14 protein-coding genes are annotated in these 12237 nt (G+C 55.1%); 5 read left to right on the forward strand and 9 right to left on the reverse strand.

Annotated features, from left to right (window positions below):
* Nucleotides 1-40 precede the first annotated feature (40 nt).
* Entirely contained in the window at nucleotides 41-511 is a 471-nt protein-coding gene (locus ACOTXF_RS07270; protein WP_023326890.1) for an SRPBCC family protein, read from the forward strand.
* A 53-nt stretch (nucleotides 512-564) separates the two neighbouring features.
* On the opposite strand, the gene ACOTXF_RS07275 is transcribed toward ACOTXF_RS07270, so the two are convergent.
* The 3 genes from ACOTXF_RS07275 to ACOTXF_RS07285 are packed head-to-tail and all read right to left on the reverse strand — an operon-like array spanning nucleotide 565 to nucleotide 2404.
* Nucleotides 565-1107 (reverse strand): 1,2-dihydroxy-3-keto-5-methylthiopentene dioxygenase, encoded by a 543-nt coding sequence (locus ACOTXF_RS07275; RefSeq protein ID WP_232926753.1) that lies wholly within the window; start codon nucleotides 1105-1107, stop codon nucleotides 565-567.
* A complete protein-coding gene (mtnC, locus tag ACOTXF_RS07280; protein WP_008501009.1) occupies nucleotides 1104-1793 on the reverse strand; it encodes an acireductone synthase in 690 nt (229 codons plus the stop codon). The genes ACOTXF_RS07275 and mtnC overlap by 4 nt, the downstream gene beginning before the upstream one ends.
* Nucleotides 1790-2404: a methylthioribulose 1-phosphate dehydratase gene (locus ACOTXF_RS07285; protein ID WP_008501010.1), complete on the reverse strand. Its 615-nt coding sequence runs from the start codon at nucleotides 2402-2404 to the stop codon at nucleotides 1790-1792. The genes mtnC and ACOTXF_RS07285 overlap by 4 nt, the downstream gene beginning before the upstream one ends.
* 123 nt (nucleotides 2405-2527) lie before the next feature.
* Here ACOTXF_RS07285 and ACOTXF_RS07290 point away from each other — a divergent pair, with 123 nt between their 5' ends.
* Complete coding sequence (locus ACOTXF_RS07290) at nucleotides 2528-3688, forward strand: pyridoxal phosphate-dependent aminotransferase (protein WP_232926751.1); 1161 nt, start codon at nucleotides 2528-2530, stop codon at nucleotides 3686-3688.
* Here ACOTXF_RS07290 and ACOTXF_RS07295 read toward each other — a convergent pair whose 3' ends face one another.
* The 3 genes from ACOTXF_RS07295 to citR all read right to left on the reverse strand — a co-directional run bounded on the left by ACOTXF_RS07295 (nucleotide 3689) and on the right by citR (nucleotide 6580).
* Complete coding sequence (locus ACOTXF_RS07295; protein WP_232926749.1) at nucleotides 3689-4315, reverse strand: IbrB-like domain-containing protein; 627 nt, start codon at nucleotides 4313-4315, stop codon at nucleotides 3689-3691.
* Nucleotides 4300-5523, reverse strand: coding sequence for a phosphoadenosine phosphosulfate reductase (locus tag ACOTXF_RS07300; RefSeq protein ID WP_232926747.1), 1224 nt, complete (start codon nucleotides 5521-5523; stop codon nucleotides 4300-4302). Before ACOTXF_RS07300 ends, ACOTXF_RS07295 begins: the two co-directional genes overlap by 16 nt.
* Nucleotides 5524-5680: 157 nt before the next feature.
* Nucleotides 5681-6580, reverse strand: coding sequence for a DNA-binding transcriptional repressor CitR (gene citR / locus ACOTXF_RS07305; RefSeq protein ID WP_232926745.1), 900 nt, complete (start codon nucleotides 6578-6580; stop codon nucleotides 5681-5683).
* A 675-nt stretch (nucleotides 6581-7255) separates the two neighbouring features.
* Here citR and ahpC point away from each other — a divergent pair.
* A complete protein-coding gene (ahpC, locus tag ACOTXF_RS07310; protein WP_008501015.1) occupies nucleotides 7256-7819 on the forward strand; it encodes an alkyl hydroperoxide reductase subunit C in 564 nt (187 codons plus the stop codon).
* 187 nt (nucleotides 7820-8006) lie between these two features.
* A complete protein-coding gene (gene ahpF, locus ACOTXF_RS07315) occupies nucleotides 8007-9572 on the forward strand; it encodes an alkyl hydroperoxide reductase subunit F (protein WP_232926743.1) in 1566 nt (521 codons plus the stop codon).
* A gap of 61 nt (nucleotides 9573-9633) precedes the next feature.
* On the opposite strand, the gene uspG is transcribed toward ahpF, so the two are convergent.
* A complete protein-coding gene (gene uspG, locus ACOTXF_RS07320) occupies nucleotides 9634-10062 on the reverse strand; it encodes a universal stress protein UspG (protein WP_008501017.1) in 429 nt (142 codons plus the stop codon).
* 180 nt (nucleotides 10063-10242) lie between these two features.
* On the opposite strand from uspG, the gene ACOTXF_RS07325 reads away from it, so the two are divergent.
* Nucleotides 10243-11481 carry a zinc-dependent alcohol dehydrogenase gene (locus tag ACOTXF_RS07325; protein WP_048962004.1) on the forward strand — a complete coding sequence of 413 codons (1239 nt, stop codon included), beginning with the start codon at nucleotides 10243-10245 and terminating at the stop codon, nucleotides 11479-11481.
* Nucleotides 11482-11491: 10 nt separating this feature from the next.
* Here the strand turns inward: ACOTXF_RS07325 and yldA are convergent, their stop codons facing one another.
* Nucleotides 11492-11581: a small membrane protein YldA gene (gene yldA / locus ACOTXF_RS07330; protein WP_274620904.1), complete on the reverse strand. Its 90-nt coding sequence runs from the start codon at nucleotides 11579-11581 to the stop codon at nucleotides 11492-11494.
* 139 nt (nucleotides 11582-11720) lie between these two features.
* On the reverse strand, nucleotides 11721-12131 hold the full coding sequence (gene rnk / locus ACOTXF_RS07335) for a nucleoside diphosphate kinase regulator (RefSeq protein ID WP_008501021.1): 411 nt from the start codon (nucleotides 12129-12131) through the stop codon (nucleotides 11721-11723).
* Nucleotides 12132-12237 lie beyond the last annotated feature (106 nt).

The raw sequence follows: 12237 nt of genomic DNA on the forward strand, positions 1-12237 counted from the left end.
CCGGCTATCCTTTAAGGGGCTCCCTTAAGAGGACAACATCGTGACGCTCGACCCTGAAACAGACTTAAAACTGGAGCGCGTGGTGGACGCACCACGCGACCTCCTGTGGCTCTGCTGGACTACGCCCGAACACATCAAACACTTCTTCATCCCTGCACCGCATAAGGTGCTCGACTGCGATCTCGATCTGCGCGTGGGCGGGCGGTTCAACACCGTGTTTGAGGTGGACGGCCAGCGGATGGATAACCGGGGCGTGTTCCTTGAAATCGACCCGGGGAAAAAGCTGGTCTTTACCGACGGCTATACCGAAGGCTGGAAACCGGCCGAGAAGCCGTTTATGACGGCGATCCTGCTGCTGGAAGAGGTGGGCGAGGGCAAAACCCGCTATACGGCGATAGCGCGCCACCCCACGAAGGAAATTCGTGAGCAGCATGAGCAGATGGGCTTCCACGAAGGGTGGGGGATTGTGCTGGATCAGCTGGTGGCGTATGTGAAAGGGCTTAACGCGTAGTGCGCGCTGGTGCCCTCACCCCGACCCTCTCCCACAGGGAGAGGGAGAAAAGATCAGGCCAGGCGTGGATACGCATCCGCAATTGCGTCACCGGTAAACTGGGCAACCCAGCCTTCCGGGTTATCGAAAATACGAATCGCCGTAAAGTTCGGCTCTGAGCCCATATCAAACCAGTGCGGCGTGCCCGCGGGCACGGAGATCAGGTCGTTTTTCTCGCACAAGACCTGATATACCTCATCGCCGATGTGCAGGCAGAACAAGCCCGCGCCTTCCACGAAAAAGCGTACTTCGTCTTCGCCGTGGGTGTGTTCGTTCATGAACTTCGCGCGCAGCGCGTCTTTCTGCGGATTGTCGGCGCGCAGGCTGATCACGTCCCAGCTCTGATAGCCCTTCTCTGCCACCAGTTTGTCGATCGCATGTTGATACGCCGCGATCACGGCTTCAGGCGCGGGATCGTGTCCTAAATCGCGATCCGCCGCCCAGCGTTCAAACCGCACGCCTTTCGCGTTGAGCCGTTGGGCAATCTCGGCGGCGTCGGTGCTGTGCCACTGGTGTTGACTGGCGTCTTTGTCGGAATAAATGGTCAATGCGCTCATGAAGGGATCTGCTCCGGGTTAATCTCGTCAAACTGGTGGACCTGATGGTGGTGGCTTGCGCCGTCATCATCACCGCGAATCAGCTGCAGGGTACGAAATCCTGCCTGTTCAGCCGCGTCCAGCTCCTGATGAATATCGGAGAGGAAGAGGATCTGCGACGGGGCAATGCCCGTTTGCGCCGCAATGTTCTGATAAGACTGCACCTCGCGCTTGGCGCCGATATGGGTGTCGAAATAGCCGCTGAACAGATGAGTAATATCACCTTCGTCGCTGTAGCCAAATAACAGTTTCTGCGCGGCGACGGAGCCAGAGGAATAAACATAGAGATCAATCCCTTGCGCTTTCCATTTTTCCAGCGCCGGGAGCACGTCCGGGTAGAGATGGCCGGTAAAGTCGCCGTTAACGTAGCCGTCGTGCCAGATGATCCCCTGCAGCGCTTTAAGTGCCGTAGATTTACGGTCTTCATCCATAAAGGCAAACAGGGCGTCGATAAGTTCGCTGACGCTGGCGTGTGGGTTAGCGATTTCATCACGCAGGTTGTCCAGAATGGATTTGACCGGCTCGGCGTACTGCTGCGCGGTCACGAAGGCCGCCAGTCGCTCACGCGCGTAGGGGAACAAAACATCATGGACAAAACGAATATCGCTGGTGGTCCCTTCAATATCCGTCACAATCGCGCGAATCATACTCTCTCCAGTTGTCGTAAACGCATTTCGCATTCAAATAAGAACTCTAATCCTTCCAGATGACGCCGGGCTTCGGCCACGTCGCGTCCCCAGCAGGTTAAGCCATGACCGCGCAGAAGAAAACCATAATTAAGCGGCCGTTCCTGGGCGTAATGAGCGATGCGTGAGGCGAGGGCGTCGATATCCTGGTCGTTATCAAAGACCGGGATTGCCACCGTATCCAGATGCGTGGTTTGTCCGGTGAGGGATTTTTGCATCTCAAAGCCGCTGATGGTGAGCTCGGCCTCTTTGACCAGACGCGATAGCACCGTGGCGTTAACCGTGTGAACGTGCAGCACGGCGTTGGCTTCCGGGAACAGGCGATAAATCAGCGTGTGCAGACCGGTCTCCGCCGACGGTTTACGACCGGACGGCGCGCGGTTGGTGGCGATCTCCACCTGCAGAAAGTCATCGGTTGTGAGGCTACCTTTGTCTTTGCCGGATTCGCTGAGCCAGCAGAGATGTTCGTCCTGACGCACCGACATGTTACCGCCGGTAGCGGGCGCCCAGCCTTTGGCACCGATCCAGCGGCAGGCGTCGACCAGATGCGTGAGTTGCAGGTTGTCTGTCATTTTCCTTTTACCCTCTCGGCCAGGAATATTCATATGGTTTAGACGTCTAAGCGTCTTGATTGCCAAAGACTAACATCGTGTTATAGTGGCAGCAACATAAGTATTACACGCAGGCACAACACAATGAGCATTAACGCCTTGATTCCGCAAAGTAAACTTCCCAACCTCGGTACTACCATCTTTACGCAGATGAGCGCCCTGGCGCAGCAGCACAACGCCATTAACCTTTCTCAGGGGTTCCCGGATTTCGACGGCCCGGCTTATCTGCAGGCGCGTCTGGCGTATCACGTGGCGCAGGGGGCGAATCAGTATGCGCCGATGACGGGCGTGCAGGCGCTGCGGGAAGCGATTGCCGACAAAACGGCGGAGCTGTATGGCCATAAGCCCGATGCGAACACCGACATCACGGTGACGGCAGGGGCGACCGAAGCGCTGTACGCGGCCATCACCGCGCTGGTGCGCGCGGGGGATGAAGTCATCTGCTTTGATCCGAGCTACGACAGCTATGCGCCTGCGGTTGAACTCTCCGGCGGCGTGGTGAAACGCGTGGCGCTCCAGCCGCCGCATTTCCGCCCTGACTGGCAGGCGTTTGCTGCGCTGCTGAGTGACAAAACCCGTCTGGTGATCCTGAATACGCCGCATAACCCGTCGGCGACGGTGTGGCAAAAAGCCGATTATGCCGCGCTGTGGCAGGCTATCGCCGAACGGGAAATTTACGTCCTGAGCGATGAAGTCTACGAGCACATCTGCTTTGCTGAGGAAGGGCATGCCAGCGTGCTGGCCCATCCGCAGCTTCGCGAGCGTGCTATCGCCGTCTCTTCGTTTGGTAAGACCTACCATATGACCGGCTGGAAGGTAGGGTACTGCGTGGCCCCGGCGGCCATCAGCGCTGAGCTGCGCAAAGTGCATCAGTACCTGACGTTTGCCGTGAACACGCCGGCTCAGCTGGCGCTGGCGGATATGCTGCGCGCGGAACCCGCGCATTACCGCGAGCTGCCGCACTTCTATCGTGAACGTCGGGATCTGTTTGTGGCGGCGCTGAGCCAAAGCCGCCTGGAAATTTTGCCGTCTGAAGGAACCTATTTCCTGCTCGCCGACTACAGCGCGATTTCCGATCTGGACGACGTTAGCTTTTGCCAGTGGCTGACGAAAGAGGTCGGCGTGGCCGCCATTCCATTGTCGGTGTTCTGCGCCGATCCCTTCCCGCACAGGCTGATCCGCCTGTGCTTTGCGAAGCAGGAATCGACGCTGCTGGCGGCGGCGGAGCGTTTGAACACGCTCTGATTATTTCACCGTCCACGCTTCTGAGTAACGGCGGCCTGCAAACAGCTCCAGCAGACTGTTGATTTGCTTGAGGCGCAGCACCTCATCGCTGTCCATGCCCAGCTCTTTGCCTATTCGCTCATCATTCCAGCCGAGCTGTGCCAGTTCGCGCACGATATCTGACATGGCGTTGATTTGATGCCGACCCCGCGCCCGATTGTGGCGAATCGTGGCGGCCATACGGTCATGTTTATCCTGCCGGTGCTGGCGCAGGCAGGTGACGGGGAGATATCCCCTGAGCTGACGCTTTAACGCCGCCCGACTTTTGCCGATTTCGTGGCGATGAAAGCCATCCACAATTTCGTAGTGATGGGCTTCACTTTCCGTCACAACAATAGGTTGGGTGAATCCATCGAGTTCGAGTGACTTGCTGAGCAGCCGTTTTTCCGGAGGGGCAACGTTATTGGGGTTGTAGTCGTTAGCGATAATCGCGTCCTGTTTGATCCAGAGAACGCAGTCTATCGGTTGCTCGCGAAAAGGGCTGTTTTTATGGATCGCTTCGCGAAAGGCATTGATGGCAGTAATCCGATCCTCCTCGCAAAGTGACTGAAGGTACGTTTCGATCTCGGTAATTATTCTTTGTCGCATAAAATGCCCCACTCCTTGCGCTTCGCCTTCACTCGTTCGCTGTAGCGCTGATAATGTTTAGGTTTATTCGGGCTGAACGACAGCGCCCTGCACCAGTAGTCATTATTAAGTAATACCTTACAAATACGGCGCCATGAGGGGATGTCTTTGGCGCCGATATCGCCGTCCTGCGTCTCGGGGATATCCGGCATGCCTCTCTTCTGATACCAGTGCAGATAGATCGCGATTTTATTGCGGTAATGCTCAGCCGTGTTTTGCGGCATGCTGTTCAGCAGGAGCATGGCGTAGTCGCGCCAGCCGAGGTGATCGGGTTTGAGGATTTTCCGGTGGCCATAAAAGTGGTTGTTCTGCCCGGCGTAGAAGCCGCCGCTGCGCACGCCGCTGACGCGCTCGCACATGGCGGCCCAGCGCTCGGGCTCGAGAACGTGATAGAGCCACAGTCCCTGGCGCTGTTCCGGGCCGAAGGGCTCGCAGATGCGCATATAGCGCGGCGGGACGCCCGCCTGAAACATGAGGTTGTAGAGCGGGTTATAGCTGCTTCCGGATTTTGCAAACCATGTCCAGATGTCTGCGGTTTTCCAGTCGTAAAGAGGATAGACGTACCACGCGTGCCCGCCGGGCGCGGTGGTTGTCCAGGGCTTATCGTCCGCGAAGCGATGCTTACGGTTGTTGGCGATGGTCAAAAATCGGTTGTAGGATTCATCGGCGCGAATGCCCACCAGCATGGCTGCCGGACGGTGCAGGGCAAACCAGTCGGAAAACGAGCGGACAAAGGCTTCAAAGGTCATTCCCGTCTGGTAAAAATCAAAATAATCCGCAGCGGTGATGGCGCCTTCCGGTGGCTGGCGCACCCAGCGCACGTCCGGCGCCCAGCATTGCCATTCAAGCTGATACTGTGAGAGGGAATTTTGCGTGGTCAGCGGAAGCGCCACCCAGTAAAAGTGCTCGATGACGTCCCGGTAGCCTTCGCGCAGCGCATTAACGTGCTCAATGGTGCAGGAGAACTGTGCTTCCCAGTCAATAAAAAGCACGCTGATTTTTCGTTTTTGCGCCCGGGCCATTTGCGCGGTGAGATGCAGCATGACGGTGGAGTCTTTGCCACCGGAGAAGGAGACGCAGATGCGGGAAAAGGTGGCGAACGTCCAGGCGATGCGCTCCTGCGCGGCCTCCAGCACGTTAAGCTGCAGGGGATATTTATACAGTGACATGTTCAATCTCTTCCTGAGTATGACTGTCGGGGGCTTTTATTTACGCTGATTAACCATGAATAGTAAAGATATTAAGGAGAAACCGGAAGAATAAGATCTTCCATTAAAGGATTTGTTGCCCGAATGTAATTAAAAAGTATTCAGGCGATATCGCAAGTTATTCCACTTCGATTTTTTCAATGAATTGCGTAAACACGCTGCTGTTTAACGCCGAGCGATTGTAAAGCATGTAAACATCTACTTGAGGAATCGCAAAAGGCAAGGAAATGCTCTTCAGGTTGAGATGGTCTTTATATCGTTCAAACAATATTGTTGGTACAAAGCCTATTAAATCACTCACGCCAATAATATTCATAATCGAAAGCAGTGAGTCACTGCGGAAACAGACGTTGCGTTCCGGAAGGAGAATGTTTGACTGCAGCTGGAACTCTTTTATGCCATTCTCCTGACTGCGCATCAGCGTGAATTTTTCCTGGCTGAGTTCCTCAATCGTTGCGCTATCGCCGAGGCGGGGGTGATCTTTGCTGCACGCCAACAGCATTGCTAACTTCATAAAGCGGGTACAGACGATAGAGCGACTGTTAACGGGAGCAAAGCTAAACACCAGGTCGGCCTTGCGGTAGGCGAGCAAATCCTCGGCTGACTCAGGAGATAAGAGCACATCATTATGTTCTATGTCGTAATTTTCGTCTGCAAGCAGAGAGCTTAGCAGGCTGCCGAAGCGCCCATGGGCCACAATCTGCGGGCAGTAGATGACAAAGCTCTTTTTGAGCTGCGCGTTATTCAGGATATTAATGGTTTGCTCAATGCTATTAAGGTTTTCTTCCAGATGGTGATGCAAATTGATCCCCACCGTCGTCGGGGTAATGCCTTTACCCGAACGAATAAAAAGCGGGTCATTCAGTTGCGCGCGCAGGCGTTGCAGGGACTGGCTCACTGCTGAGGGCGTGATATAGAGTGTTTCCGCTGCCTTGCTAATGCTAAGGTGCTGATAAATGCACTCAAAAATGACTAACAGATTAAGATCGAATTTTTTAAGGTCGTAAAGATTTGCCATAAATCATCCTGAGTGTGTTGTTGTCATCACATTACTGATAACTATAGTTCGAAGTTAATCATTTACAATCCTTGTGATTAACCTACTTAATTTGTTTTAAATACGAGCTTAATATATCACGAGGCTGGATTATTGAAATAGAACTTCAGCCGTTATTAAGATATTTTTATCTTTAAAACTTGCGGCGTTGTTCTCAAATAACCATTATTGGTTATACATTCGCTGTGACTCATTATTGTCACTTTCGTTCTGGCCACCAGGCAGACCACTTATTGCAACTCATTCTCATTATTAAGCCTCTCGTTGAGTCAGGCAGACGCGGAGGCTATTCGGTAAAACCTATCACAGCCATAGGGCGGAATGCCGGCGTGACGCATTGCCCAAACTGAAAACCGGTGCTGTAATCAAACCGCTGTTACGGCCTGAAATAAGGTATGTAGAGCGCAACGCAACGCCAGCCCAGGCTGGCACTGAAAGTTCCTGTGGAAAGTTCAGGTATCAGGGCCGCCCACCAGGGCGGCCTTTTTACGTTCAGGCTTTCCGTTAGTTTCGTTCACAAGGTTGTCTTGTTGGCGTTGTAAGGTTTGGCTGATTGATTTGATAAAGCATACGCATTAGCCCCGATGGATAAAGTTGGTTACCTTACATCTCAACGAAAACACGGAGGAAGTACAGATGTCTTTGATTAACACTAAAATTAAACCTTTCAAAAACCAGGCGTTCAAAAACGGTGAGTTCATCGAAGTAACCGAGAAAGATACCGAAGGTCGCTGGAGCGTCTTCTTCTTCTATCCGGCTGACTTCACCTTCGTTTGCCCGACCGAACTGGGCGACGTGGCTGACCATTACGACGAACTGCAGAAGCTGGGCGTAGACGTTTACTCTGTGTCTACCGATACCCACTTCACCCACAAAGCATGGCACAGCAGCTCTGAAACCATCGCCAAAATCAAATACGCGATGATCGGTGACCCGACTGGCGCCCTGACCCGTAACTTCGACAACATGCGTGAAGATGAAGGCCTGGCTGACCGTGCGACCTTCGTTGTTGACCCGCAGGGCATTATCCAGGCTATCGAAGTTACCGCTGAAGGTATCGGCCGTGATGCGTCTGACCTGCTGCGTAAAGTAAAAGCAGCGCAGTATGTCGCTTCTCACCCAGGCGAAGTGTGCCCGGCTAAATGGAAAGAAGGCGAAGCAACGCTGGCGCCATCTTTAGACCTGGTCGGCAAGATCTAAGTCTGTAAAGCCTGGCGGCGCTGCGCTTGCACAGGCCTACAGTATCGTAGGCCGGGTAAACGACGAGCCACCCGGCAATCAATGGGCGCACCCGCGCCCATTTCATTCCAGCACCATGATGCAAGTTGCATTCAGGCCGCCCGTATAAGGCAGCTTGCATGATGACGTTTTAAGAGAGGGAAGAACCATGCTCGACACCACGATGAAAACCCAGCTCAAGGCCTACCTTGAGAAACTGACCAAACCCGTTGAGCTGATTGCCACGCTGGACGACAGCGCGAAATCGGCAGAGATCAAGGAGCTGCTGGCAGAGATCGCTGAACTGTCACCAAAAGTGACCTTCAAAGAGGATAACTCGCTTAACGTCCGTAAGCCGTCTTTCCTGATCACTAACCCAGGCTCTGAGCTGGGGCCGCGTTTTGCCGGCTCGCCGCTGGGGCATGAATTTACCTCGCTGGTGCTGGCGCTGCTGTGGACCGGCGGTCATCCGTCGAAAGAGGCGCAGGCGCTGCTGGAGCAGATCCGCGATATCGACGGTGATTATGAGTTTGAAACCTATTACTCGCTCTCCTGCCACAACTGTCCTGACGTGGTGCAGGCGCTGAACCTGATGTCGGTCCTCAACCCGCGCATCAAACACACGGCAATTGATGGCGGTACCTTCCAGAATGAAATCACCGATCGCAACGTGATGGGCGTTCCGGCGGTGTATCTGAACGGTCAGGAATTCGGCCAGGGCCGTATGACGCTGACGGAAATCGTCGCCAAAGTGGATACCGGTGCCGAAAAACGTGCCGCAGAAGCGCTGAACAAACGCGATGCTTACGACGTGCTGATTGTCGGTTCCGGCCCTGCGGGTGCGGCGGCGGCAGTGTACTCCGCGCGTAAAGGTATCCGTACCGGCCTGATGGGCGAACGCTTCGGTGGCCAGGTACTGGATACCGTGGACATTGAAAACTATATCTCCGTGCCGAAAACCGAAGGCCAGAAGCTGGCCGGTGCGCTGAAGGCGCACGTCAGCGATTACGACGTGGATGTGATCGACAGCCAGAGCGCCAGCAGGCTGGTACCTGCTGCGGTTGAGGGGGGGTTACACCAGATTGAAACCGCCTCCGGCGCGGTGCTGAAAGCGCGCAGCATCATCATTGCCACCGGTGCGAAATGGCGCAACATGAACGTGCCGGGCGAAGATCAGTATCGCACCAAAGGCGTGACCTACTGCCCGCACTGCGACGGCCCGCTGTTTAAAGGTAAGCGCGTGGCGGTGATCGGCGGCGGAAACTCCGGCGTGGAAGCGGCTATCGACCTGGCGGGAATTGTTGAACACGTAACCCTGCTGGAGTTCGCGCCAGACATGAAGGCCGACCAGGTTCTGCAGGATAAAGTGCGCAGCCTGAAAAACGTCGACATCGTGCTGAACGCGCAGACCACGGAAGTGAAGGGCGACGGCAGCAAGGTGACCGGTCTGGAATACCGCGACCGCGTGAGCGGCGACGTGCACAGCGTGCAGCTTTCAGGGATCTTCGTGCAGATTGGTCTGCTGCCAAACACCACCTGGCTGGAAGGGGCGATTGAGCGCAACCGCATGGGCGAAATCATCATCGATGCCAAGTGTGAAACCAGCGTGAAGGGCGTGTTTGCGGCCGGCGACTGCACCACCGTGCCGTACAAACAGATTATTATCGCCACGGGCGAAGGGGCGAAGGCGTCTCTGAGCGCGTTTGACTACCTGATCCGCACCAAAACCGCATAAGAAAAGAAAGTAAGGCTACACCTGCAATAGCGAGAGGCCACCGAAAGGTGGCCTCTTTTTTTTATCTGACGACCATCACCGGTATATGGGTGTGACGGATGACGCTGGAGGCGTTAGAGCCCAGCAGATGCGTGGTAATGGACGGGTTACGCGAACCGATAACCACCACGTCTGCCTTCAGCTCGGTCGCCAGCTCATTGACCGCATCGCGTACGCTGCCGAATCTGACGTGTGTTTTGATCCGTGAAGGGTCGATGCTGAAGTGGCTGACCATGGTTTGCAGGCGATTTTCCGCTTCGTGCTGCAAATGTTCCTCGAAGCGACGCACATCGGCGGCAAAGCGGTGCAGGCTCAGGCTGGCGGAGCCTGGCAGCACGTGTAGCAGATGGATGACACCGTCCTGCTGCGCCAGAAACTCCGCGTGGCGTACGGCCTTGTCGCTCAGCTCCATTTCAAAAACATCAACCGGCATAATGATTCTCTGATACATACCCGTTTCTCCTTGTTTATAAACGCTGTACTCATTCAACCACAAAATAGTCATGGTTTCTGTAAGCGCTCCGTCAGTTTTCTTATCTTGCCAGGATAAATCTCAAAAGACCCGTATTCACAGGCAGACCTTCAGGGGTAGCTACCCTTATACACTTACCCGGAACCTTTCGGAGGTCGCATGAAAGCACTTACGTATCACGGTCCACACCATGTTCGCGTCGAGAATGTCCCCGACCCCATCATCGAACAGCCCGACGATATTATTCTGCGCGTCACGGCCACGGCTATCTGCGGCTCCGATTTGCATCTCTACCGCGGAAAGATACCGAAGGTGCAGCACGGCGATATTTTTGGCCATGAGTTTATGGGGGAAATCGTCGAGTGCGGCGCAGAGGTTAAGAATCTGCAAAAGGGCGATCGCGTGGTGATCCCCTTTGTTATCGCCTGCGGGGACTGTTTCTTCTGTCGCCTCCAGCAGTATGCGGCCTGTGAGAATACCAACGCCGGGCAGGGTGCCGCACTGAACAAAAAGCAAATTCCCGCGCCTGCGGCGCTGTTTGGCTATAGCCACCTCTACGGCGGCGTGCCGGGCGGGCAGGCGGAATACGTTCGCGTGCCGAAGGGTAACGTCGGGCCGTTTAAAGTCCCGCAGCTTCTTTCTGATGATAAAGCGCTGTTCCTGTCCGACATTTTACCCACGGCCTGGCAGGCGGCAAAAAATGCGCAGATTGAAAAAGGCTCAAGCTTAGCCGTTTTCGGCGCCGGGCCGGTGGGGCTACTGACCATCGCCTGTGCGCGGCTGCTGGGGGCTGAGCAGATCTTTGTTATCGATCACCATCCCTACCGGTTGCGATTTGCCGAGGCGCGCTATGGCGCTATCCCCATCAACTTCGATGATGACAACGACGCGGCGGAAAAAATCATCGAGCAGACCGCGGGCCAGCGCGGCGTTGACGCCGTGATTGATGCGGTCGGGTTTGAAGCGAAAGGCAGCACCACGGAAACGATCCTCAGCAATCTTAAAATCGAAGGCAGCAGCGGCAAAGCGTTGCGTCAGTGCATTGCTGCCGTGCGTCGCGGCGGGGTGGTCAGCGTACCCGGCGTATACGCAGGGTTTATCCATGGCTTCCTGTTTGGCGATGCCTTTGATAAGGGGCTGACGTTTAAGATGGGCCAGACGCACGTCCATGCCTGGCTGGGTGAACTGTTACCGCTGATCGAAAAAGGGCTGCTTACGCCGGAGGAGATCGTGACCCATTATCTCCCCCTTGCGGATGCGGAACGCGCCTATAAGATTTTCGAAAAACGGGAGGAGGAGTGCCGGAAGGTGATTCTGGTCCCGGGCGCAGAGACCCCCGAAGCCGCAGAGCAGACCGTTAAAGGGCTGGTGAATGCCTTCCCGGGCGGGGTTGCCTGAGAATATTCGCTTACCAGTGGCGTTCAAGATAGAGCACGGCCGTGACGATAATCGCCGCAAAAATCAGAAAGATAAGTGTGATAACGCCTATCTCACTCATGACCGTCCCCGCGGCACCAAAACAGGTTAAGCGTGGATTAAGGCCATTTTGCGCGGTATAGGAAAATTGGGTGAATTTGCGGAAAGAGGATGCGGCTGCATCCTCTGTGCAAAGCGGGTAGGCGCTTATTCAGAAGAGATTAACGCAGGTAATCGCCCGCGGCTTCTGGCTGGTAGAGCAGCTCCAGCACTTCCAGATGGGTTGACGCCCCACCCGGTAATTCCCAGTGGATCGTATCCCCCGTACGCAGTCCCAGCAGTGCGGCACCCACAGGGGCCAGAACAGAAAGCTGTGTGCTGCTGTCGGTCATCTGAGCCGGGTATACCAGCGTACGGGTCAACTCTTCACCGGTGGTCAGGTTGCGGAATTTCACCTGGCTGTTCATGGTGACCACGTCATGTGGCATTGTCTCAGGCGTGCACATCTGTGCCCGGTCGAGCTCCTCATTCAGGGCGTCGGCCACGGGGAGCGAGGCAAATTCCGCTTTTTCCAGCAGCCTGTCGATACGTTCTGCGTCGAGCTCATTGATGATAATGGTAGGTCTGGACATTTTTTACTCCATGTCGTTAATGCTGCGTCTAACGCAGAAACTGATCCAAAAGAAAACCCTCGCCGTCTGGCAGCGAGGGTTTAACTCTCCCGATGATACTGGCTGA

It is taken from the genome of Enterobacter cloacae complex sp. IR53041, assembly GCF_049238285.1.
In the GTDB taxonomy this organism is placed as follows: domain Bacteria; phylum Pseudomonadota; class Gammaproteobacteria; order Enterobacterales; family Enterobacteriaceae; genus Enterobacter; species Enterobacter roggenkampii.